We start from the raw sequence: 22,200 nt of genomic DNA, 5'->3' as shown, positions 1-22,200 counted from the left end.
AGGCCGCTCCGGCGCACCCCACCATCAACACATCAAACAGCGAGGGGGTCAGTTCTTAGTGTCGCCAGGGGGGCAGTCCCTGATGTCGCTGGACAACCCCTCCAGAGGCTTTGCTTTGATAGACGCTCATGTAGGCACGTCCGTCCCCACCGTCCCAGGCTCCGAGGGGATACTGTGCCCCAGTCACTTCGTCCGCCACTCTGACCTGCGCCATCAGGGTCATCGCGGCGGTCGTCTTGATGCTCGACCGCATCCATTTGCCACTGCCCCCGACGAAGCGCGTCCTCCTCGGCGCGTATTCCTCGATCACGGGGCGCGCGGCGGAGGACGGCTGGGTGGCGTGGTTGCCGGGGAGGGGGCGGATGGATATTTCGGAAATGACCGCCGACACTCCGCCGAGTGCGGGGGACACCGACATCGTCCCCGATCCAGCCAACGTGATATGTATGATGCGATGATGGCGCCCGGGGCTGGTTATCGCGGCATAGTCTGTTGCTCGGGAAGAACCGACCCTGATGCCCGTGCCGGAAACGCTCTCCAAGTTGAACGACACTAGAAAAACTTGGCCCACTCTGTCGCCAACAAGTTGGCCGAGGTTCAGGATGTCGCCGCTGTTGGCCGCATTGGTCAGCGTAGCCCTCCCTGCACTCGTATCTACCACCCAATTCGCGCTGGAGGGCGTCCATGCAGTCGGTGCCGGCGCCCGCTCCGTCCCCAGCCCCTTGAACTGCCCGCCCGAATAGCCAGCGCCCCCGTCCGGCGAGATCGCAAATCCCATCGGATCGCCCGGCACCAGAGGCGTCGTCGCGGCCGCGTCGGTGAACAGTCCCGGCAGGAGGGTGAAGTCGTGGTAGGCGTGGGGCGCCGTCAGGTCGGCGGCGAAGCGGGAGTAGAGGGAGGCGAGGCTCCGCCGCGCGAACCCCCGCCGGAAGGTCGACAGCCCGCTGAACCCCTCACGCATGGGACACCGCCACCCGGACATGCGCCCCGCCCTTTGCCCAGAGGCGCACGGGGGATGTCAAGCCGGGGAAGAGATCGGCGAGATCTTCGTTGATGGCGCGGTCCCGCTGGAAGATGCGGATCGCGCCGTCATCGCTCGTCGGGGCGGTGCCGGTCGCGGTGCACTGGATCAGGCACCCGGAATTGTAGACGTCGTTGATCACCTGGAACGTCGCCGCGGTCGCATCGCCGGCGGTCAGCTGGGTCCAGGTCTCGTCGCCCTGCAGCGAGATGGTGGTGTGGCGGGGCATGGTCGATCCTTTATGATGGGCGGGGTGCACGGGCCCCGCGGGTGGTGGTGAAGGGCGGCCGGCGGGTCAGACCTCGCCGATCAGCTCCTGGAGGCCGAGCGGGAGCGGGCGGCGAGCTGCGCTTCGATCCGCTGGCGGAGATCCCCCGGCTTCGGCCGCAGCCGGCGCAGCGTGTCGGTCATGGTGCGTTCCAGATAGGCCTGCGCCTCACGCTGCAGCGACTCGCCGCTCAGCCCTGCCGCCTCGGCCCGGGCAATGGCTCGCTCGATGGCGGGCGTGATCGCGGCGCTCGCCTTCGCCACGGTCTCGGCTCCGAACCAGCGGCGGGCCTGGTCGAGCGCGAGACCCGCGAGCGCGGTCAGCAGGGTGTAGACGAGGCCGACGATGAGCGCGGCCGCCTCCTGCGCGATAATGGGGGTGAGGATGTCGTAGAGGCCCATGTCGGGGGTCCTTTCGGGGTCAGGCGAACTCGATCGCCGAGGCTTCGGAGGAGGTGAGCGTGGGCAGCGCCAGGCGCGGCCCGCTATAGGAGACCGGCCAGCGGAAGGTGCCCGCCTCGGCGCAGCGGCTCTTGTCGATCGGCACGACGGAGACCGTGTTCGACTGGTTGCCGCCGAGGGCGAAGAACCGGCTGCGGTCTTGCCCGACGACGAAGAAGACGTGCCCGCCCCCGTTGCGGCGGATCGAGCCGACCGCACCCAGCGGGGGCGCGCCGGTTATCGCTTCGCCGAAATGCCGCCAGTTCAGCGCCCAGTAGGGGTTCCGCCCGAGCGGCCCGGGAAACGGCTCGTTCGACAGGCTCAGGCGGATGGCGGTCTCCACGAGATCGCCGCACCACGGGAAGACGGCCGGATCCCCGAGGGCATGCCCGTCGGAGGCCAGCCAGTCCCGCAGCTCGGCGTTGTTCGCCCGCTCGTGCCAGCCCTTCACGCGCAGCGCCTCGCGCACCCAAGGCGGGAGGCGATCGGGCACCTGCGGCGCGCCGAGGCCCCGCTCCGCGTGCAGCGCTGCCCATGTCTTCGGCCCGACGAAGGGCCGCGCGATGAAACCCTGCGACCGCTTGAAGGCGACGATGGCGGCGGTGGTGCGCGGCGCCCAGGCGGGCGGGCCGACGAAGCCGTCGATCGGGCCCGGATCGAAGCCGTGCGCCTCCAGGCGCTGCTGCAGCCAGATCCCTTCGGCGCGGGTAAAGCCGGAATTGTCGAGGCGGAAGTCGGGCATGGGGTTTCTCCATAAGTTGAAGCCCCGCCGGCGGGCGGGGGACGGATTGCGCTTGGCGGGATCGATCAGGAGGGGTACTGAGAGCCGTCCAGACACAGGACACCCCCGACGGGCGGCTCTGCCAGGAGCCGTCCGTCTCATTTCCCGGGTCGGGAAACTGCGTCGAGAGCTACCGCGCAAAGCGTGTTGCCGGAATCGCAATTGACGGCGTAGCCTCGGCGCATGCTCGCCCACCACCAATCGGCATTTGAGCATCGGGCAGGCGGCGCCCCGGTCCAGGGGAACTGCCTGCCCACCAATCTCCGCATTTGGCGCTCGACCTTACCAAGGTCAGCTGCGGTGAGCAGATCGTGTTTTTGCGCCATCAGAGCGGCGGGTTAGCGTCGGCCTCACTCGTGACTTGTTTCCCCCGGGAAGGGCGGCCCATCAGCTTCGGGCCGTCCTTCTGACCTTCAGCCAAGCACCATTGCCATCACCGGTCGCTCGGTATTGAGTATTCGCTCAAGCCTCGTATCCCGGCTTCAGGGCGGCCCTCAGGGGTCGCCTTTTTTTCGGCGTTGTGTCAGCGTCCAGACGAGGCGCGGGCCGAGCGCGGCCCTGCCGAGTTCCCGGTCCGCGTCTCACCGTCGTCCGTCAGAGCGGCGCCGGAGGGTGCTGCCGCATCATCCGGGTGATGCGGGCCCGCCGGTAAACCTCGAGCAGAAGCACGATCGCGAGGATCCCCTTCGTGGCCACGATGAACCAGGGGACCGCGTCGAAGGGCATGACGGCGAGATTGCGCACCACCCCGGTGAGCAACACGCTGAGGCCCAGCAGCGAGTAGAGCGCGGCGATCCACCGGCCCGGGAAGAGCCCGCGCGAGTTGCTGTGCGTGAGCCACCAGCACATCAGCACGACCGCGACGGAGGTGACGTTGTTGCAGAGCAGCAGCCAGTTCATTTCGCCCCCTTGTCCATGATGGTCTTTCGGACGCCCCGGATCGCTGCGATCCCGCCCTCGCCCATGATGAAGCCGGCCGCGAGGTAGGCCCACGTCCCGCCGCCCACGACGGCGTCGATCGCGTGGCCGACCAGACCACCCAGGAAGATGGCCCCGAACGCCCCGGCGATCCCCTCGAGGATCCGACGCTTCCAGCTCTCCTCCGGCGCGAAGACGGCGCGGGTATAGGCCCCTGCCGCCCCCGCCAGAATGAGTGCGCTGATCTGCTCGGGCATGGCCTCGTAGAGAGCCCGCACCTGATCGACTATCGGCATGCTGCCCCCGTTCATCGCACCCACCCCCACATCCGCACCGCGCCGACCATCGCCGCCCGGCGCCACCAGCTGACCCCGCCCTCGGCCAGCACCTCCTCGAAGACGGCCGCTGCGGCGACCCAGCGCCAACCGTCGGCGAGGCACCAGTCGTGCAGGCAGGCCGCGCGTAGGACCGCCTCGCCTCGAAACCGGGGCCGCAGCGGACGCGGGACCGAGACGTCGAAGGCGAACCCCGCCGGCACCACGACCTGCGGCCCCCCCGCACGGCCGATGCCCCAGACCAGCGGCGCGGTCAGGCGGTAGCCGTCGCCGTCAGGAACCCACATCAGGCCGCGGCGCTCCGGAGGGCGGCGAGAGCGGCGTCGAGCTCCGCCGCGAAGGCCGCGACCTGGTCCCGCGTCGCCCCCACGCTGACGGCCTGCTCGACGAGCGCGAGGTGCCGGGAGCGGATGCCCTCGATCACCTGGTTCGCGATCTCCCACTGCCCGGCCATCGTCAGCCAGAGGGTCGCCAGCTCGAGCGGTGTCGGGGCGGTGAACCCGGTCTCGGCCGCCAGATACGGGAACCCTGTCAGGTCGGCCGGCGGCTCGGGAAGCATGATGTAGCGCAGCGCCTCCGCTTCCTTGTTCGAGTAGGCGATCTCCTGCGCCGGCAGGTCCGTGATGAAGGAGCGCCGCACCGCCCCGATGCGCCCGTTGATCTCGCCCCGCGCGCGCAGCTTCGCGTCCGGCAGGTTCTGGCGGAACTCAGGCATGCGTCACCTCGACGTAAACGGTCTCGTCGCGGTACGGGAACGGGGGCTCGACGATCAGGCGCCAGCGGCCGGGATCCGCGAGGGTCAGCACGGGATCGGCCGCGTCGGTGGTGAACGTGCTCTCCTCGAGCGCCTCGTTCATCACCGCGATCGCGGTGCCCTCCGGCCAGTAGGTCAGATCCACTGAGAAGGGTGCCCGCGCGGCTGCCGGGAATCCGTAGGGCGCCGGTCGCTCGGCCGGGCCGCTCTCCGGGACGTACCAGCCGAAGATGTCGCGCGGCGGACCCTCGTGCTCGAAGCGCCAGATCCCGTGCGTCTCCGTGTCGATCCCGATCAGCCCCCCGGAACCGGCGCTGACGATCTCGCCGGTGTCCTTCCGATAGACGGCGAAGAAGTCATTGAAGGTCGAATAGGGGTCTTCGCCCTCGACGGGCGGCGGAGCCTCGACAAAATCGTCCGGGTTCATCGGAGCACCTGTTCTGCGGAGAGGTCGACGTTCGAGATGTTGATCGTCGCTCCGGCGGGGATTGAGATGACCTCCAGGCGCGATCGGTATTGCACGACGCCGCCGACGGAATTGTTGTCGGTCAGCCGGACGACGAAGGGCCCGGCGAAAGTCAGATCCCCGTCTCCGCCCTGCCCGCTCCTCTGCAGGTGCATCGACGTGCCCTTGAGCTCGACGCCGGCCCGCTCGATCCAGTGCCGGATCCGGGCCCGATCGCTCGTCGGCGACATGCCCTGGATATTGATGTCGAAGCTCGAGATGAGCGAGGTGCGGTAGCCCTGCTGACGGTTGACGTCGAAGCTCACCAGCACGCGACTGGTGATGCCCGACAGCGCGTGCCCGCTCCCGACGCCGTATTGCTGGATCGTGGTCGCATCGGCCTCGATCTCGATGGTGCCCACCGCGGCCGCCATGACGAGATCGCGCTTCACCTTCCGGCGCACGACCGGCCCACCCACCCGGACCTCGGTCGCGCCGTCGTTGTACTTGATGAGCTGGAGGCGGCCGTAATAGGTCCCGGCCGGCGCCACGGCGCCGTTCGTCTTGAAGGTCCACGGCACGCCCGCATTGGCGATCCCGCTGCCGACGGCGGAGAAGCCGAGGCTGACGAGGTCCTTGTCGAACCACTGGATCTGCGCCCCGACCCGGCCGGTGCCGGCCATCACCTGCCCCTGCGCCTGCGCGAAGAACCTCTCGTCCGGCTCGGCGATGAAGAGGCCGCTGTTGATGACGACGAAGTCGCCGGCCGCGCCCGACAGGACCAGGGCATACTGCGACCGCCAGAGCGGGCTGCCCGGACGCACGCGCGTCAGGGACGGGAAGCCCCAGGCGGCGGGATCCTCCATCTCCGGATCGCTGAGGAGGTTTTCGCGGTCCGGGAGCGCGAGCGTCGGCGTCCAGATCTTCGCCCCCTTCAGCTGCCCGCTGATGTTGGTGTCCTTCACGAAGGGCGTGTCGTCGCCCGCGAGGTCCGTCAGCAGGCTCGGCCGGTCGACATTGCGGCCCTTCACCGCGGCATCGTCGAGATCCTCCTCGGTCTTGCGCTTCACGATCTTGACGAGGTCGATGTAAAGGAGGCCCGCCGTGTGGTCGGCGGTGAGCTGCGGCAGGATCTCCGTGACCCCGGCAGGGACGGTGAAGGTCAGGGTCTTCTTCACCCATTCGTTGCGGGCGGCGAAGTCCGAGGCGGCATAGCCGATCTCACCGAGCAGCGCGTCGGTCTGCGCATTGGCGATCCGCAGCTTTGACAGGTTCTGACCGCCTCCGTCATAGGCCGAGTTCGCCCGGACCCAGATCCGGAAGAATAGCACCTCGCCCTCGGCCACCTCGATCGGCTGCAGGAGAGGATAGATGCGCGCTGCGCTGTGAGCGTCGAGCCGCAGGGACTGCACCCCCGCCTTGGCGGCATTGGTGCTGAGCCCGTAGAAGCCCGCTCGCATGTCCCAAGGATTGCGGGCCTCGTTCTCGAAGTTCGACCCGGCTGCGTAGTTCTCGCCTGTCGCATAGCCCCGCACGGACGCATCCTCGACGACCTCCGTGCCCGCGACGAACTGATCCGCCCCCGGGTGGTAGTAGACCTTGGGGATGTTGTTCGGGTTCTGACCGTAGAGAGCATCGAGATCGACGGTCACCGCGCGGGCGACCTCGGTCCCGCCATCCGCTTGGTCTGCAACATCCTCGTCGGCGCAGGCGCCCCAGCGCAGAACCAGCTTGAAGCTGGTGTTGCCGCTGTTGCTCTGCGCAGTGTCGTAGACGATGAACTGGGCCACGACCTACCTCTGATACTGCACGGCGTGGAAGTAGCGGCGCCAGATGTTCGCCCGGTTGTTGCCGCCGATGTTGGCGAGGCGGGCCTTCACCCGGAACACGGTCTTTTCGACTGCCGGCTGCAGGTCGGCGCTGAGGATCGTGCGGTGATCCATCCGCCCGTTCGGGCCGGTGTTGACCGTGAAGCGCTTGATCTCGACCTCGGACCCCACGCTGGTCCCGCGCGGGCGGCGGAAGAGCCCGAGGTCGACCACGGAGAAGCCGTGTCCGTCGAGGGTGAAGGAGAAGCCGAGGGAGGTCGCGAACCCGCGGCGGTCGACGAAGAGGCGGCTGATCGTCTGCCAGTTGCCGTCGTCGATGTCGATCTTTTCGAGCGCGTAGGCGTAAGATGGGACGGTCACCGCCTTGCCCGCGAGCTTCAGCGTGTCCACGGCGGCGTCCACGATGTCGGCGGTGACGACCTTGATCCCGAGGGCGGCGAGATCGGCGACCGTGATCTTCTGAGCCGTGACGGCACCGGCGGCGAGCTTGGCCGTGCTGACTGCCCCAGCAGCCAGCTCGGACGTGCTGACCGCGCCCGCAGCGATCTTGCCGGCGATGATCGCATTGGCGGCGATCTTGTCGGCCTCGACGGCGCCCGCTCCGATCTTCTCGGCCACGACCGCGCCCGCGGCGATCTTGCTCGCCTCCACCGCACCGGCTGCCAGCTTCGCCGTCTCCACTGCGCCGGCTCTGATCTTCTCGCTCGTGATGGCCTCGGCGGCGATCTTCTCGGCCACCACCGCCTCGGCCGCGATCTTCGCGGCAACGACTGCACCAGCGGCGAGTTTGGGCGTGCTGATGGCGCCGTTGGTGATCTGGGTCTCCGTGATCTGGCCCGTGAGCTTCGCCGCGGCGATCGCGTCGAGCTGCGCATCGGTGAGCTTGCCGGTGATCTTGGAGGCCTCGAGCCCCGCGATCTGCGCCGCCTGCACCTGGCCCGCGATGTCCGCCGAAGCTACGCTCTTCACATACGAAGCACCGTTCCAGCGGTAGAGGCTGCCCTCGTAGAAGATGACCTGCGTGCTCTTCGTCGTGGGCAGCGACCCGCTCGTGACCAGGCCCACGGGCTCGATGCCTTGGGCGAACTTGGCGGTGTTGACCGCTCCATCGGCGATCCGGTCGCGGATGATGGCACCGAGCCCGATATCCTCCGTCCGGATCCGCGCATCCGGTGTGGTGACCGGGATCCAGGAGGAAGGCGCGATCAGGCGCGACTGCCCGTCGACGCGGACCTCGTAGTCCGTGCCCGGCAGCAGGCCATCGTAGAGGGTCGCCCGCCCGGTCGAGACGTCGGCGGTGGAGCCCTCCAGGATCATCGTGTCGTCGGCCGCCAGCCGGACTTCCCACGACACGCCCCGGACGCCGGGCAGCGGGGGCGTCCAGCGGATCCGGATGCCGGCCCGCCGCTGCGTGCCGCCGGCATCGACGCTCGAGCATGGCTCGACTATCAGCCCCGGGAGGGTCTGCTTTCCGGCGATCACCGCCTCGCTCGAGGGCGCGTCGGTCGGCAGGGCGAACCCGGACTGCCAGTCGTAATCGTCCGGGTCGACCTCGCGCAGCGAGAGCGTCACGCAGAGCGTGCGCGGGTCGGTCGCGATCTCGCCCACCTCGAAGAGCTTGGCGATGTAGCCGTTGCGCGCGCTGGTCCATTCCAGCGTGTCGAGCGGCATCAGGTAGCCGTAGTCCGGCGGCAGGGTGATCGTGTGCCGACGCATCCGCCGCGCGTCCTTGAGATAGGCGCGCTGCAGCCTCTGCACCTGGCCGGAATGCGGGCAGGCCGGCAGGTCGAGATGCGCGACGAGGCGCTCGCCGTCGGCCGCCTCGGCGGCGGCGTCGATCCGGATCGGCGCCTCGACCGGCTGCCAGAGCTGGTCGGCATCGGGATAGGTGGCCGTCACGGCGTTGAAGGTCTCGGACAGCCCGCGGAACGGGTCGAGCTCCTGCGGCTTCGAGCGCAGCACGTCCTCGTCGGAGATCATCGCCGCGGCGAGGCCGGGCTCGCCGATGCGGATTAGCCACTGCCCCCCGGCATCGACCACCTCGCCCAGGCAGACGTCGAGCAGCTTGTCGATCACGTCAAGCGGGGCCTCGCCACCATGCTCGGCGGTCGCCATGTAGACCTCGTAGCCCGCTCGGAAGCGGGCATTCCCGCCCACGTCCTGGTCGCAGGCATCCATCGCCGCTTCCCAAACGGCGGCGGGCAGATCGGCATCGTCGACGTCGAGGCCATAGGTCCCGCCACCCGGCAGGTCGATGCCCCGCAGGATGTTCCAGACCATCACGACCGGGTTCTCGGTGAAGGCCGTCTGGCCGGTGCGCGGGTCGTAGAGCTTGATCCCCTGAACCTCGATCAGGATCTCCGGCTCGCCGCGCCAGAACTCGGGGTCGTACTCGTAGCGGAAGACGGCGTAGGGGATGTTCCGCCCCACCATCGCCGACGTCCAGGGCCGCTCGTCGTGATCCCCGAACCGGTCGACCAGGCGCTGGAAGGCGGCGGTCTGGGTGCCGTCGAAGAACCACATGTTCATCGTCGGGAAGTCGCCGTCGCCGCGGAAGTTCGCCCGGCTCTCGGCGTTCGGCCACCAGGCGCCATCATCGGCGGGCGAGACGTCGACGAGGCTCGACCCGGGCGTGAAGCTCGTGCCGTTCACCCAGAACCGAGAGAAGCCGGTGATCGGCAGGTCGCCGAGGCCGACAATCGCGTAGCGGTCGGTGTTCTTGAAGCCTCCGCCGCTGCTGGTGGCATAGAAAGGCGCGACGAGATGGCCGGCCGTCGCGCAGGTGCCGAGGACGAAGCTCTGCGGCGTCGTGTCTCCGGCCAGCGTCACCTCGGTCCGGATGCCGGGCGAGGACTGGTCGCGCTGGCTCTTGCGCTGCAAGGCGTTGCCGAGGAGCGAGAGGCCGACGCCGACGGCGATGCGGATGCCGGCCGCCAGCCAGCCGGTGGCCCCGACAGCGGAGATGATCATGGTGGCCGGATCCGCCGCCGCGGGGAGCGCGGTGGCAAGGAGGATACCGACGGCGAGGGCGAGGACGATCATACGCGGAAGGCCCTCGTGACGGTGGAGCGGTCGGCGATGGCGAGGCCCTGCCGGCTCGGCGCGTAGATCAGCCGCCCCTGGCAGATGGCGAGCGTCCGGCCGGAGAGGACGGCGAGGTCGCCCGCGCGCAGCTGCTCGGCCGAGATCTCCGGGAAGAGCGTCGCGGCGTAGGAGACATGTCCCGCATGTCCGAGCGCGCGCAGTCGATCGAGCCCGGCGCGGAAGCTGTCGTAGCCCCGCAGCTCGGCGGCCGGGTCCTTGCCGGTCATCGCGGCGATGCAGTCGGCCGCGAAGAGCGCGCAGTCCCACGCCCCGTAGGCAAAAGCCCGGCCGCGGGCATCTCGCAGGACCGCCTCGAGGCGCGGGCGCCAGTCAGGCAGCCGGGTCATCGCGTCCCCCAGGCGTCGGACGTCACCCGGCCGAGCGCGCCGTACTTGCGGAAGCGGTCCCCGGCATGGCGCGCGCGCTGCGCCTCGTCGCTCTTGCGGCCGTTCTGGGTCATCGTGCCGCGCCGGGCGGCCGAGACGAGCTTCAGCGTGATCGAGGCCGCGCCGTTCACCTCCGGCGTCACGAGCGGATTGCCGTCGATGATGCCTCGGAAATACTTGCGCAGGCCGCGCAGCTGCATGCCGGCCGGATCGAAGAGCGCGCAGTGGACCTCCGCCCGGCCGAACCGGGTCTGGTAGCCCCGCACGACCGTCTCCGCCTCGGGCGAGACCGCCATGCGGATGTCGAGCGACTGGATCGTGGTTCCGCCGGCATAGTTGATGGGCGGCACCACCAGGCTACCCTGCGCGCCGTAGTAGAGGCGGCTCTGGCCCTCGGCCGTGATCGTCTGGTGATCGTCGCCGGTCCAGAAACCGACCCCGAACGGATCGCCCGCCGGGTCGGCCACGTCGAGCCAGACCAGCCAGCGGGTGTCGATCCCCGCGCGGGACGCGAGGTGGGATTGTGCTGCGAGGGGCCAGGTCATCGGAGGGTCTGCCGCCAGGCGAAGGAGAGATCGTTTCCACGGCCTGCCATGAAAGCGGCAGGGCTGAGGCTGCTCGGGACGATGACGGCCTTGCAGACCGGCCGGGCCAGCTCGACGGCCGCGCCCACCGTGGCGCCCGGCCGGATGGCCGGCGTGACCTCGACCCACGGGGTGAGGCCGCCGGAGGCCGCGGTGGCATCCTGAAGCACCTGGTGAAGCGCGCGGCGAACCGGGGACGACCCGTAGCTGAAGGACAGGAATTCGCCGGCGCGAACGGTCGCGCCGGGCGTCATGTTCAGGCGCAGCTCTCGGCCGTTCTGGATCCCGCCGATGGTCGCGGCCGGCTGCCCGGGGCGCTGCATGTGCGGCGGCATGACGAGGAACGAGGCATCCGGATCCTGCAGACGGCGCAGCCGCGCCGCCGCGCGCTCGAGGGCGGCGCTGCGGTAGGGCAGAACGGTGACGGAGCCCTGCCAGAGGCGCGGACCGACCGAAGCGCACAGGATCTCTCCGCCCGTCAGCTCCGAAGTCTCGACGGCCTCGGCGAGGTCGAAGACCACCGACAGGCGGCCGAGGTCGGCGAAGAAGCCGCTCAGCGGCACCGGGAACCCGGACCAGGCCATCAGCGGACCCGTCGATCCTGCACCGCGCCCCGCGCGCGTGCGTTGAAGCCCGAGTCGAGCGCGGCGTTGTTCTGCTGGATCATCGCCCCTGCCCTGTTCTCGACGATCTCGACGATGACCCCCGGCTCGTGACGGACGACGATTTCCGTCCGTCCTCCGCCTGCGCCCGCAGCGGACGACAGGGCGGCCTGCGCCTGCGGCACGTTGAGGATGGCGCCGGACCGGGACGGGACGAATATCTCCGAGTTCGGAGTGTCCTCGTTGACGAGGTAGGCGCTGCCTGCCCGGACCGACCCGCCCCGAGCCCGTTCGCCGGAGAGGCCGGCGCCGAGAGCGCCGAACGCGGCACCGACCCAGCCGCCCTGCTGCGACAGCATCCCGAACCCCCGGCTGATCTGGACCTGCGCCAGCTGCAGGATCAGCCGGGACAGCGCCTGCCGCGCGGAATCGCCGCCCTCGGTAATCGCCATGAAGAGATCGGACATGGCGTCGGCGCCCGTTTCGGCGTTCTCGCGGATGCGCTCGATCCTGTCGGCGGCCTCCTCGGCGTTGTCCCCGGCCGTGATGTAGGCCTCGGCCAGGGCATCGATCTCCTCGCGCAGCTCGGGCGTAATCTCGCGGCCGTCTTCCTGCGCGGCGGTCAGCAGCTCGGCCCGCTGGCGGGCGAACTCGATCGCGTCGGCCATGTCCCGACCGGATGCGGCCACGGCAATGAGCTCTGCCGCTTCGAGCTCGAGAGCGGCCGTCCGCTCGCGGATGGATTCGACCTCGCGGGCATAGTCCGACTGGCGCGCGGCACCGCCGCCGCCGGAACCGCCACCACCTCCGCCGCCGCCACCGCCCCCAGTCTCTGGGTAGTAGCCGAGATCGATGTCATGCTCGTCGCGCGCCTCTGGGCGCGGGCCGGCGAAAGGCACAGGGGCGGCGGGTTCGGGCGCCATCGGAATGTTGCCGAGCCGATCCTCCTGCTGCGAAAGCCGATCGGCAGAGCGCTGCTGCCCCACGGGCCGGCTCTGCGATTGAAGCGCCGTTGCGACCGCCGCTGCGGCAGCGTTTGCGAGATTGCGCACCGTGTTGAGCGCCCCCCCGAGCTGGCTGAGCCGCCCGATGATCCCTCCGACGCTGACACCATCGATCTGGCGCATCGCCTGAACCGCTGTCTCGGCCTCCGCCCGAACCTCATCTAGCCGGGCGGCCAAAGCCTCGCTGTCTCCCTGGCCGGTCTGCAGCGCCTGCGAAATACTCCGCATTTCATCGGCGAGGCTGAGAAGCCTCAGTGCTTCGCCAGCATCGACGAGATGGCCGAAATCCAGAATTCCGCTGCTGATGGCTGCGGCAGCCTCGCGCGCCGCTACCGCCAGATAGTCGTAGCTGATGGCAGCCGCCTCAGCCGTATCAGCGGCGGCATCCAAGGAAGAGGCGTCGAGATCTCCTCCGTCGATACCGAGATCAGCCAGACGTTCGGCCGTTGCAGCCGCTCGATCGATTTCGTCGAGCGTGGGCTGCATCGCGTCGAACAGGGTGTCGAAGGCATCGACGCCCTCGATGACCATGGTCTTGAAGATGCTCGAGACGCGGGTCTGGATCTCGGAGAACTTTCGATCGAGCTCAGCGGCCTTCTCGATCATGTCCTCGTCCATGACCGCGCCGACTTCGTGCGCGCGCTCGATCAGCTGCCGGACACCCTCGTCGCCTTGGGCGAGCAGTTCGACGAAGCGCTCGCCGCCGGTACCGCCGAAGATCTCGTCGGCCACGCGGATCTGCGCCGCCTCATCGAGACTCTCCATCCGGTCGATGATGTCGAGCATCAGCTCCTTCGGATCTTCGAGGGCGCTGGCAAGCTCGGCTCCTTCGAGGCCAATGCGCTTGAAGGCGTCTGCGGCCGAGCCACCCCCGGTTGTCACGAACTCGTCCGCCCGCAGGTTGAGCTCCTTCATTCCGTCGATCAGCGCATCGACCGGAATCCGGCTCTGCGTCGCGACGAAGGATAGCTCTTGGAAAGCAGTCGTTCCGAGACCCGAGCGCCGCGCCTCGTCCCCGATGGTCGCGATGCCTTTCGAGACCTGAGCCAGCGTCCCGACCGTCGCCGCGCCGACGGCGGTGATGATCCCGATGGGCCCCCCGGCCAGAAACCCGGCGGCAACCGAGGACATGGCGCGACTGACCAGCCCCATGTTCCGCTCGACGTTCCGAGACATCTGGGTCGTGCCGCGCGTCGCGTCCCGCTCGAACTTCGCAATCAGCCTGTTGTTTCGATCCATTGCCCGCTGGAAATCCCGGTCTCGGGCCTGCAGCAGGATTGCGATGCGCTCGGTCTCTTCAGACATCCGGGTACTGGTCCTTCAGTTCATGCAGCCGGTCGCGGGACATCGGCTCGACTTCGCCGGCCGCCGCGCGCTGCGCCGCGTTCCAGCTCTCCACCCAGAGGCTCGCCTCCTCGGGGGTCATCGCCCGCACTTCGGCGGGCAGGCGGCTCGTGGCGCCGCAGATGTTGCGGATCAGGTCTCGGGCGCCGAACCGTCCGTCACTGGCGGGGTCGCGCTTTCCTTGGCCGATCCAGCCGACGCTTTTTTTTTGGCATCCCCACTCGCGACGTCCGGGTAGAACGTCAGGCCGAGAAGCCGGCCGGCGATGGCCTGCAGCTTGCGGGTCTCCGACAGCGGCAGACCCCGCACCAGCTGGTCGGCCGCGCCATCGCGCATCCCGCCCCCGATCAGGCCGAGGGCGACGATGTCGCGGACATGGCGCAGCTGCGGCGCCTGCCCCTTGCCCATGAGCTGGTCGAAGAGGGCGAGGACGCCGTAGGGCGCCCAGTGCGCCTCGAACTTCTCGATCTCGCCCAGGCGGAGGAGGAGCGGGCGGCGGACACCTCCGATCTCCTCCTCCAGGGTGCTGGCCCCCGCCGCTCCGGTCATCAGGGCGCCGGGTTCGGGGCCGGGGTAAACGTGATCTCGCCGGCGGATTCGAGGGTCAGCGTGTAGGTGACGCTGCCCTCCATTTCGCCGCCGTACTCCATCGCGCTCAGCAGGAAGGGTCCCTCAAAGGTGCCGAGCCCGGGCACGATGATCTGGAAGGGTGCCTGCGGGGTGTCGGCGGTGGCCAGGGCGAGCATCTCCTTTTCGGAGGCCGTGCCCTCAAACAAGCCGTTGCCGCTGACGGAAATCGACTTGATCCCCTCGCTGAGCTCGCGCCAGAGCGGGCCGCCGGGCGTTTCGCAGTCGGGCGTGGTGACGTCGATCTGGTTATTGTTGAACGAGATCGTCTTCGACGTCATCCCGCAGACGGTGGCGAAGTTGGTCGGGGTCGCGGCGACCGCCTTCTTGATGAGGAGCTGCCGCCCCTTCTGCTTGGCCATCGCTGGCTCCTTCTCTCAGGTTGAGGCCTTGCCCAAGGGCTTAGGGGGCGCGGTCGAGCAGCGCCTCGAAGGCGGCGTTCGACTGGTAGCTCTGCCCGTCCGAATCCCGGATCGTGGCGGTGGTGATGAATTGCAGCCGCACCAGCCTGTGCCCGGCGACGGCGAGGTCCGCCTCGCGCTCGTCGAGCGCGGCGATGGCGGCCGCGACAACGCGGGCCGCCTCGACCCGCCCGGCCAACGGCCGGGAATGACCCTCGACTGAGAAGGTGATCAGCGCCGCCGTTTCGATCCCGTCGGTCCGCACCGGGGCACCCTCGATGTTGCCGATGCGGATGAACGGCCGCACCGGCGTCTGAGGCGGCTCGTCATAGATCCGCACCCCCACCAGCGCGGCGACAGCGGCATCGGCACGCAGGACGGCGACCAGCGCCTTCTGCAGCTCCACCTCCGGGCTCTCAGCCACCGAACGCATCCTTCACGGCCTTGCGCGCCGCGCGCTTGGCGCGGGCCGCATGCTTTTTCCGGGTGACCTTCAGCGCCGGGTTCACGAAAGGCCGCGGCCCCCGGTCGCCCTCGGTGACCTTTGCCTTCGAGCCTGCGTCGACCAGAAACGAGCCGTCCGCATTCGCGGTGCCCTCGATCTCCGCCTTCGTCGAGCCGTCGCCAGGATGGAGGATCCGCATGATCCGGATTAGCTCCTCGCCGGATTTCCGGTTAGCCTCGCCGACATTCTTCGGCATGTTCGCCTTCAGCTTGGCGAGCTTGGCGCGGACGCGGTCCGCCCCGATCACCGTGCGGCTCATGTTGCGACCCCCGCCTCGCAGAGCAGCTCGAGGACGTCGCCCTTCCGGCCGACATTCGCGATCGAGCGGATGTTCCAGGTGTCGCCCCGCGCGACCAGCCGGTCGGCGGCTGTGATGCCCCGCGAAGCAGACGAGGACCGCAGACGCACCGTGGCGAGCCGGCCTGCCTCGATGGCGCCCCCGGCCAGTTTCTCACCGCCCGTGCGCTCGAGCACGTCGGCCCAGAGCGTCAGATGCGCGCTCCAAGCGCCGCTGACGTTGCCGAACTCGTCCGGCTCCTCGGCCTGCCGCTCGATCGTCACGCGGTCGCGATAGTGCCCGGCGGCCATGTCAGAACGCGATCCGCCGGAAGGGCGCCATCAGCGCACGAGCAAGGGGATGCTCGGCCACGCTCGCGCCGACGATGGTCTGCTCGCGGTTCTCGAACAGTGCACCCACCGTGAGCAGGATGGCGGCCTTGATCGGCGCGGGGACGTCCGCCGCATCGCCGTAGCCGGCGACGAGCGTCACCGTGATCCCGCCGCGACCTTCCACCGGCGCGGGGCGCGCGAAGTCCGCGTCGAGATAGATCAGCGCGCTCGAGCTGTCCTCGATCAGGTCGTATGCGCTGGCGGGCGCGGGCTCGGCTCCGCCGAACGAGATCTCAACCGATCGCACATCCGGGAACGGCAACCGGAGGACCGACGCCCAGTAATCGAAACGGACCGTCCAGGTCTGGGTGACCAGACACCGGCCCAGGACGCCGTCGGCCCCGTCGAGATGACCCGTCGCGGCTTCGATCAGCGACGAGATGAGGAGGTCCTCGTCGTCGCCATCGATCCTGAGATGGGCCTTCGCCTCATCGAGGCTGACCGGCGTCGTCACGGGTGGGACCGTACGGACAGGGCGATAAGGCGAGCGCATGGATGTTCAGCCGGCCTTGTTCTTCGGCGCGCTCTCGACCGCCTTGTTCTTCGGGACGGAGCGGGATTTCTCCTCGACCAGGACCCCGCTCTCGACGAGATGCGCCACATCCGTGGGGTTCGCCTCCCGGGTGTCCCCCTCCTCGTAGAATCTGTCGCCCTGGTGACGACGCAGTACGGTGAAGCTCTTCTTCGCCACGGTGATCTCCTTTTCGGGGTCGAGCGGCGCGCTCGCAGAGAGGGCGGGCCACGGGCCCGCCCTTCTTCGCCAGCGTGCCGGCAGGATCAGGCGACGCGGCCGAAGTCGCCGTAGATGAAGCCCTCGGGGCGGTAGACGGCGAGCGCCAAGCGCTTCTCGGCGCGGAGCGTGACGAGGTTGCGGGCGAAGTCGTCGTTCACGTAGCCCGTCTCGATCCGGCTGTCCCAGACGTCGAAAATCTGCGCGTTCTCGAACGCGCCGGTCAGGAACTTGTCGACGGCCATCGCTTGGGTGGCGAGCACCGGCAGCCCCCAGAGCGTCGGCGCGATCGAGCCCTGCGGATTGCCGATGATGTAGCGGCCGTCGGTGTCCTTCTGCAGCTCGACCCACGCCCAGTCGATCGGGTTCATCACGTGGGCGGTCGCCGGGAATTCGGTCAGCGCGGCCTGCAGCATGGCTAGGCGCAGCCGGTCGATCGACGTCTCATCTCCCAGCGTGAGCGGCGCGGCGTATGACGTCGAGTTGACCATTAGGCCGGAGAGGTTCTGACCGGTGCCGTCCCCGTTCAGGATCTGGTTCTCCTCGGCATAGTCGAGGCCGTAGAGCAGGCGCTGGTCGATGAGCGAGCGCAGCATCTCGACGTCGGACAGCGCCTGCTGCGAGACCTTCATCAGGTGGGCGATGACGCGCGCGTTCGCCGTCTTCATCGCCAGCTGCAGATCGGAGGTCGGCTTGACCGCGCCTTCGGCGACCGGCGCCGCGTTGTTGTTGAAGCCGGTCTCCTGCGGGTACTCGAACTGGCCGACGGTCATCCGGCCCTGCGGCAGCAGGTCACGGATCGTCAGGCGGCGCTCGGGCAGCAGGCGCATGGCCCCCCGCACCGGGTTGATCACCTCGCCGGTCGAGCCGTCGGCGTCGGTGGTCGCCGTGGTGATCGTCGCCTTCATCCGCATCTCGGCCTTGCCGGCGGTGGGATTCCCGTCGAGCCAGGCCTTGACGTCCTCGTCCTCGACGAAGCGGCGCCCGATCGACTTCTCCTCGGGCGCGCCGCCCGCGCCGCCGCGGGCCATCTTCTGCTCGAGACCCGAGACCTGCTCGCGCAGCTCGTTCATCTTCAGCAGCGCTTCGTCGGCGGCCTCCTTGGCGGAGGAGCCGAGGGTCTCGCCCTTTTCGGCCTTGCCGAGCGCGTCCTGCGCGATCTCGCGCACCTTGTCGGTGGCCTCGGTCATCAGGGTCTTGACGTGGGCGGCCATCTCCTCGGCCGTCTGGAAGTCCTTGGGCATGGGAGCCCTCCTCATCAGGAAAAGTGGGTGGAGCGGCCGATCAGGCCGCGGTCATGGCGCGCAGGAATTCCAGCGCCCTCGGCTCCGCAGGTTCGGCAGGCTCCCCCTGCCCCTTGAGGTGGATGCGTGCGGCGCGCTCCGCCTCGGAATTCGAGAGCCCCAAGGTCCCCTTGAGCAGCGCCTCGAATTCCCGCTCGGTCAGCCGGTCCCCAGCCTTGAGCTTTTCCGTGATCTCCTCGGCCCGCCGAGCGGCCTTCACCGCCCCGACCGTGGCGTTGACGTTGGCCGGCACCGACACGACCGAGACCTCGATGAGGTCGAGCTTCGTCAGCAGCCAGGTCTCGTCCTCGCGGTTGTGCGTGTACTCGACAATCCGGTAGCCGATCGACAGCCCGTCGATGTCGCCCGCCTTCAGCAGCGCGTGCGCCTCGCGGCCGCGCTGCACGTCCATGTTCAGCCGGCCCTCGACGAGCAGGCCGTGATCGTCCTCTTTCGCCGAGGTCCAGCGGCCGATCGGCTCGTGGCTGTCGTGCTGCCAGAACAGCTTCGGCATGGATCCCTTCGCCGCGTGGGTGGCGAGGCTCTCGGCATAGGCACCGGCCTGGATGATGTCGCCGTAGGAATCCGGCTCGCCGCCGAAGGTCGACGCATAGCCGACGATCGATCCGCTCTCGCCCAGCTCCTTCACCTCGAGGACCGGGGCGGCCTGTTTCGTCAGCATGGGCTCAGCCTCCTTCGCTGATCCGCCGCAGCGCGACGGGTTCGGTGATCGGCACGTTCTGCACCTGCATGCGCGGCACGTTCCCGCCCTCGACGGGGGGCAGGTTCTCGCGCTCGCGCACTTCGTTGATCGTCATCCAGCCGTTCTGCAGGCCGGTCGCGTAGAAGGCGCCGCGCGCGGCGCTGTCGGCGCGCAGCAGACCCTCGAGGTTGAACTCGGCATAGACGCCGGCGGCGCGGTCCTGGTCGCTGAGCAGCTGCTTCGCGATCGCCTGTTCGATCCGCTTCAGCCGGCGACGCAGCGTGAACTTCTGGAAGGCCAGCGTCTGCTGCTCGAGGCCTGTCCCCCAGGAGGTCGAGCTCTCGGTGTGGCCGATCATGTGCGGCGGCACGCCGAAGAACCGGCAGATTTCCTCGACCGAGAACTTCCGCGACTCGAGCATCTGCGCGTCGTCCGGGTTGATCGAGAGCTGCTGCCAGGTCATGCCGCCCTCCGCGATGAAGGGCTTGCCGGTATTGGCGGCGCCGGCAAACTGGTCGAGCAGCTCCTCGCGCGCAACCTTTCGCTGATCCTGGCTCAGCCATTCCTTGAAGGTGATCACCCCGGACGGGCGAATGCTGTTGCGAAAGGTCCGGCTCGCCGCGGTCTCCACGGCCTGCGCGAGGCCGAGAGACTGCCGGGCCACCTGCAGGACGGAGAGGCCGCCGAGCGGATTGCCCCCGAAGCCCCTGACGTGGAACATCTCGCCGTCGCGGCGGGTGCGCTGTCGGCCGCGATCGTCCGCCCAGCGATACTCGATCGACCCATTGTCGAGGCGCCGCGTCTGCACCCGGCGCGGATCGACCGGCATCAGTCCGACGATCCGGCCCCCGTCGCGCTCCACTTCGGCGTAGGCATTGCCCCAGAGCTCCAGCGAAGCCTCGAGGAATTCCAGGAAGTCGACCGCCGTCTGGTCGAAGTTCGGGCTGACGTTGAGCACGCGCCCGAGCGGATGGTCCGTCACCGCGATCCGCTCGCCCGACGCGCCCTTGCGGTGGATGCCGATCGGCAGGGTTCCGACCGTCCCGGCCAGCAGGTTGACGCATCCCCATACGGCCGAGAGCGACAGGGCACTGCGGTCCGAGACCACCTCGCCCGACGCGGTGATGCCGCCGGACATCGCGACCGGCAGGGGCTCGGCCGGCCCCGACCAGAGCGCCAGCGCCGCCGCCTTGAAGCGCGAGGCGAGGCTCACGCTGCGGCGCCCCGCATCGCCGCGAAGTAGTCATCGATCCGGCCCGTCACATGGGCCGCGGGATTGCGCGCCATCAGCTGGAACGCGTTGAACCCGGCGACGAGCGGGTCGATCTTGGCCTTGCCGGCCGCTTCCTTGGTGACCACCACGGCCGACCCCCTCTGCTCGGTTTTCGCGTTGCCGAGGACCCAGTCCATCATCGGCTGTCCGAAGTGCCGGACCTTGCGGGACTTCAGCGCTCGCTCCATTCCCCAGATCGCGGGCGACAGCCGGTAACCCTGCGGGATCGCAACCATCTGCCCCTCTCCGATCCCGACCTCATCCAGCGCGTCGACGATCGCCGCGACGCCCGCGGGGTCGAGACCCGCCGCTGCCTTCTCAGGCAAAAGTCCCGCGTCGAGAAGCCGGCCGACAATCTCGGCGATCTCCTCCACATCTCCGTCAGGCCGGTCCGGCGGAAGAATCGTCAGATCGCCATCCGCCTCGAACGTGTGCAGAAGGGGCGCGATTTCCTTCCGCCGCTCGAGCACTTCGGGTTGCGCCCATGCCCGGAACCAAGCCCACCAGTCTTTTGTCTCGCGATCTCGCCCCATGACGCAGAGCCCGAGAAGATCGTCGAGCCCGCCGCCGTCAATCCCGACCGTCGCGACCTCTGCCCTTGCGATCAGAGCCTCGAGTGCGGCATAGCCCGAGAGACGCTCGGGCGCTGCGGCAGCGGCCCAGAGCGTGGCTCCGATCCAACTATCGGCCCTCATGCCAACGCCGATTTCGACGTTCAGGTGCTGCGAGGCGAAGAGAGCCATCGCATCGGGACCTGCGGTCGACGCGGCCAGGAACTTGTCTCGTAGGTAGTCCAGTGCGACTGAACGCTCGAGGTTCGGATTGACCAGCCCCCAGGTCGCCTCGTCCTTCCATGCCCCTTCCAGCTGCATCTCGGCTGGCAGTTCGTAGAGCACCGCCAGGATGGGCAGCGCGAGCGAGCCGTCCCGCACCGCCCGCGCTCGGTCTAGCCGGCGCTTGAACTCCCCGTGCGGCTGAACCTTCGACTGCGTCGTGATCTCCAGGAGGAAGCCCTCCGGCCGCGCCGCGAGACCGCCCTCAAGTTCGAGGTAGACGTCCGCCGCCTTCGACTGGTGCCCGAGCACGTGGCTTTCGTCGACCAGGATGAACCCCGCCTTCGACCCGGTCGCGATCTTCACGTCAGCCGAAAGGATGCGGATCAGGGTGCCGTTGTTGCGATGCTCGATCTGCTTGAGATGGGCATTCGGCTTGAACAGCGCCGCGAGGTTCGGATCAGCGTCAATGATGCCGACCGCCTGGCGGAATGCGATGCCGGCGATGTTCTGCGTCTCCGAGATCAGGATCAGCTCGCCGTCCGGTCGCTCGTTCATGATCGCGGCGACGACGATGATCGCCGCGCCGATCGCCGATTTGGCATTCTTCTTCGGGATCATCACGAAGAATTCGCGGATCATCCGTCGACGCGACACGGGATCGTAGGACCCGAACACAGCGCGGACCAGGTCGAAGACCCACTCATCGCAGACCTCACCGTAGGTCGGCAGACCGATCATGTCCGGAACCCGAAGCCGCTTGAAGAGCCGCAAGGCTTTGTCGGCCACCGGATCGAATAGCGGCAGGTCGGGGATCATGGACCGCCCGTTCAGCAGTCGGTCCTCCCAGTCGGGGCAGGCTGTCGACCAGGCATCGGTGCGGATCGGTGCGGTCACGTCAATGCGCCCCGTAGACGCCCGGTCTCAGGTCTGGGTCTGCGCTTTCGAGCTCGAGAGCTGCGCGGCGTTGCGCCTCCTTCTTGCCAACCGGCGCGTCGTCGTCCTCGTCCCCAAGTTCGCGCATCCGCTCTTCGGCGAGGAGCCGATCGCGCTTCTCGGCGATCCGGCGGAGCTCCTTGATCGCGCCGACGTTCCCCGCGTTGGCGAGGTCGGCCAGCAGCTGGGCCTGCCAGATCTCGAAGGCGTCGCGGTGCATCGCCGCCTCCTGCAGGGCCGAGGAAAAATATTTCCGGAACGTCGGCATGGACTTGATCCCCACGCTATGGGCGACCGCCAGAGGCTTGTGGCCGAGCGCCAGGCCCAGCCGGACGCGGTTTTCGGCTTCGAGGGACCACCGGAACGCCGGCCGCCCACGCCGCCCTGAGGGCTGCGTGCAGGGGACGCCGAACATGTCGTTCACGATTTTCTCGTCAGCCAAGAAAAAAATCTCCGCGTGAGGGAGGGCGCCGGTCGCGGCCCGGTGACCCCCTGGACTTTTGCA

The 22,200-nt window shown here is 68.7% G+C and carries 28 protein-coding genes; all 28 read right to left on the bottom strand.

Annotated features, from left to right (window positions below):
* Positions 1 to 55: 55 nt before the first annotated feature.
* Positions 56 to 961, bottom strand: coding sequence for a hypothetical protein (locus tag BUE30_RS11175; RefSeq protein ID WP_073330110.1), 906 nt, complete (start codon positions 959 to 961; stop codon positions 56 to 58).
* Positions 954 to 1,250 (bottom strand): hypothetical protein, encoded by a 297-nt coding sequence (locus tag BUE30_RS11170; RefSeq protein ID WP_073330107.1) that lies wholly within the window; start codon positions 1,248 to 1,250, stop codon positions 954 to 956. The genes BUE30_RS11175 and BUE30_RS11170 overlap by 8 nt, the downstream gene beginning before the upstream one ends.
* 80 nt (positions 1,251 to 1,330) lie before the next feature.
* Positions 1,331 to 1,690 carry a hypothetical protein gene (locus tag BUE30_RS11165; protein ID WP_073330104.1) on the bottom strand — a complete coding sequence of 120 codons (360 nt, stop codon included), beginning with the start codon at positions 1,688 to 1,690 and terminating at the stop codon, positions 1,331 to 1,333.
* 19 nt (positions 1,691 to 1,709) lie between these two features.
* Positions 1,710 to 2,471 (bottom strand): NlpC/P60 family protein, encoded by a 762-nt coding sequence (locus BUE30_RS11160; RefSeq protein ID WP_073330101.1) that lies wholly within the window; start codon positions 2,469 to 2,471, stop codon positions 1,710 to 1,712.
* 633 nt (positions 2,472 to 3,104) lie between these two features.
* A complete protein-coding gene (locus BUE30_RS11155; RefSeq protein ID WP_073330099.1) occupies positions 3,105 to 3,410 on the bottom strand; it encodes a hypothetical protein in 306 nt (101 codons plus the stop codon).
* A complete protein-coding gene (locus tag BUE30_RS11150; RefSeq protein WP_139300537.1) occupies positions 3,407 to 3,724 on the bottom strand; it encodes a hypothetical protein in 318 nt (105 codons plus the stop codon). Before BUE30_RS11150 ends, BUE30_RS11155 begins: the two co-directional genes overlap by 4 nt.
* 11 nt (positions 3,725 to 3,735) lie before the next feature.
* On the bottom strand, positions 3,736 to 4,050 hold the full coding sequence (locus BUE30_RS11145; RefSeq protein WP_073330092.1) for a DUF1353 domain-containing protein: 315 nt from the start codon (positions 4,048 to 4,050) through the stop codon (positions 3,736 to 3,738).
* Positions 4,050 to 4,478, bottom strand: a complete 429-nt coding sequence (locus tag BUE30_RS11140) for a hypothetical protein (RefSeq protein WP_073330089.1) — start codon at positions 4,476 to 4,478, stop codon at positions 4,050 to 4,052. Before BUE30_RS11140 ends, BUE30_RS11145 begins: the two co-directional genes overlap by 1 nt.
* Complete coding sequence (locus tag BUE30_RS11135) at positions 4,471 to 4,944, bottom strand: hypothetical protein (RefSeq protein WP_073330086.1); 474 nt, start codon at positions 4,942 to 4,944, stop codon at positions 4,471 to 4,473. The genes BUE30_RS11140 and BUE30_RS11135 overlap by 8 nt, the downstream gene beginning before the upstream one ends.
* On the bottom strand, positions 4,941 to 6,752 hold the full coding sequence (locus BUE30_RS11130; RefSeq protein WP_073330083.1) for a carbohydrate binding domain-containing protein: 1,812 nt from the start codon (positions 6,750 to 6,752) through the stop codon (positions 4,941 to 4,943). Before BUE30_RS11130 ends, BUE30_RS11135 begins: the two co-directional genes overlap by 4 nt.
* Positions 6,753 to 6,755: 3 nt before the next feature.
* Positions 6,756 to 9,833 (bottom strand): phage tail protein, encoded by a 3,078-nt coding sequence (locus BUE30_RS11125; protein WP_073330080.1) that lies wholly within the window; start codon positions 9,831 to 9,833, stop codon positions 6,756 to 6,758.
* A complete protein-coding gene (locus tag BUE30_RS11120) occupies positions 9,830 to 10,222 on the bottom strand; it encodes a DUF6950 family protein (RefSeq protein ID WP_073330077.1) in 393 nt (130 codons plus the stop codon). Before BUE30_RS11120 ends, BUE30_RS11125 begins: the two co-directional genes overlap by 4 nt.
* A complete protein-coding gene (locus BUE30_RS11115) occupies positions 10,219 to 10,806 on the bottom strand; it encodes a hypothetical protein (RefSeq protein ID WP_073330074.1) in 588 nt (195 codons plus the stop codon). The genes BUE30_RS11120 and BUE30_RS11115 overlap by 4 nt, the downstream gene beginning before the upstream one ends.
* The gene (locus tag BUE30_RS11110; protein ID WP_073330071.1) at positions 10,803 to 11,429 is read right to left on the bottom strand and encodes a hypothetical protein; all 627 of its coding nucleotides are present in this window, start codon (positions 11,427 to 11,429) and stop codon (positions 10,803 to 10,805) included. The genes BUE30_RS11115 and BUE30_RS11110 overlap by 4 nt, the downstream gene beginning before the upstream one ends.
* Entirely contained in the window at positions 11,429 to 13,756 is a 2,328-nt protein-coding gene (locus BUE30_RS11105) for a phage tail tape measure protein (RefSeq protein WP_073330068.1), read from the bottom strand. The genes BUE30_RS11110 and BUE30_RS11105 overlap by 1 nt, the downstream gene beginning before the upstream one ends.
* On the bottom strand, positions 13,749 to 13,877 hold the full coding sequence (locus tag BUE30_RS17550; RefSeq protein WP_139300536.1) for a phage tail assembly chaperone: 129 nt from the start codon (positions 13,875 to 13,877) through the stop codon (positions 13,749 to 13,751). The genes BUE30_RS11105 and BUE30_RS17550 overlap by 8 nt, the downstream gene beginning before the upstream one ends.
* Positions 13,878 to 13,927: 50 nt before the next feature.
* Positions 13,928 to 14,344, bottom strand: a complete 417-nt coding sequence (locus tag BUE30_RS11100; RefSeq protein ID WP_073330065.1) for a GTA-gp10 family protein — start codon at positions 14,342 to 14,344, stop codon at positions 13,928 to 13,930.
* A complete protein-coding gene (locus BUE30_RS11095) occupies positions 14,344 to 14,784 on the bottom strand; it encodes a phage major tail protein, TP901-1 family (protein WP_073330062.1) in 441 nt (146 codons plus the stop codon). Before BUE30_RS11095 ends, BUE30_RS11100 begins: the two co-directional genes overlap by 1 nt.
* Positions 14,785 to 14,824: 40 nt before the next feature.
* Complete coding sequence (locus BUE30_RS11090; protein ID WP_073330059.1) at positions 14,825 to 15,247, bottom strand: DUF3168 domain-containing protein; 423 nt, start codon at positions 15,245 to 15,247, stop codon at positions 14,825 to 14,827.
* Positions 15,240 to 15,587, bottom strand: a complete 348-nt coding sequence (locus BUE30_RS11085; RefSeq protein WP_073330056.1) for a hypothetical protein — start codon at positions 15,585 to 15,587, stop codon at positions 15,240 to 15,242. Before BUE30_RS11085 ends, BUE30_RS11090 begins: the two co-directional genes overlap by 8 nt.
* Positions 15,584 to 15,916, bottom strand: coding sequence for a head-tail adaptor protein (locus tag BUE30_RS11080; RefSeq protein WP_073330052.1), 333 nt, complete (start codon positions 15,914 to 15,916; stop codon positions 15,584 to 15,586). The genes BUE30_RS11085 and BUE30_RS11080 overlap by 4 nt, the downstream gene beginning before the upstream one ends.
* A gap of 1 nt (position 15,917) precedes the next feature.
* Positions 15,918 to 16,451 (bottom strand): head-tail connector protein, encoded by a 534-nt coding sequence (locus BUE30_RS11075; protein ID WP_170865633.1) that lies wholly within the window; start codon positions 16,449 to 16,451, stop codon positions 15,918 to 15,920.
* Positions 16,452 to 16,496: 45 nt separating this feature from the next.
* A complete protein-coding gene (locus BUE30_RS11070) occupies positions 16,497 to 16,688 on the bottom strand; it encodes a hypothetical protein (protein ID WP_073330046.1) in 192 nt (63 codons plus the stop codon).
* A gap of 86 nt (positions 16,689 to 16,774) precedes the next feature.
* Positions 16,775 to 17,971 (bottom strand): phage major capsid protein, encoded by a 1,197-nt coding sequence (locus BUE30_RS11065; RefSeq protein WP_083601337.1) that lies wholly within the window; start codon positions 17,969 to 17,971, stop codon positions 16,775 to 16,777.
* A 40-nt stretch (positions 17,972 to 18,011) separates the two neighbouring features.
* Positions 18,012 to 18,692, bottom strand: coding sequence for an HK97 family phage prohead protease (locus BUE30_RS11060; RefSeq protein WP_170865632.1), 681 nt, complete (start codon positions 18,690 to 18,692; stop codon positions 18,012 to 18,014).
* 4 nt (positions 18,693 to 18,696) lie between these two features.
* The gene (locus BUE30_RS11055) at positions 18,697 to 19,926 is read right to left on the bottom strand and encodes a phage portal protein (RefSeq protein WP_244526339.1); all 1,230 of its coding nucleotides are present in this window, start codon (positions 19,924 to 19,926) and stop codon (positions 18,697 to 18,699) included.
* Positions 19,923 to 21,656 (bottom strand): terminase large subunit, encoded by a 1,734-nt coding sequence (locus tag BUE30_RS11050; RefSeq protein WP_244526338.1) that lies wholly within the window; start codon positions 21,654 to 21,656, stop codon positions 19,923 to 19,925. Before BUE30_RS11050 ends, BUE30_RS11055 begins: the two co-directional genes overlap by 4 nt.
* A 1-nt stretch (position 21,657) precedes the next feature.
* Positions 21,658 to 22,137, bottom strand: a complete 480-nt coding sequence (locus tag BUE30_RS11045; protein WP_244526337.1) for a hypothetical protein — start codon at positions 22,135 to 22,137, stop codon at positions 21,658 to 21,660.
* Positions 22,138 to 22,200 lie beyond the last annotated feature (63 nt).

The organism is Wenxinia saemankumensis (assembly GCF_900141735.1).
Classification (GTDB): Bacteria; Pseudomonadota; Alphaproteobacteria; order Rhodobacterales; family Rhodobacteraceae; genus Wenxinia; species Wenxinia saemankumensis.
This window is presented reverse-complemented; position numbering and strand designations above follow the sequence as displayed.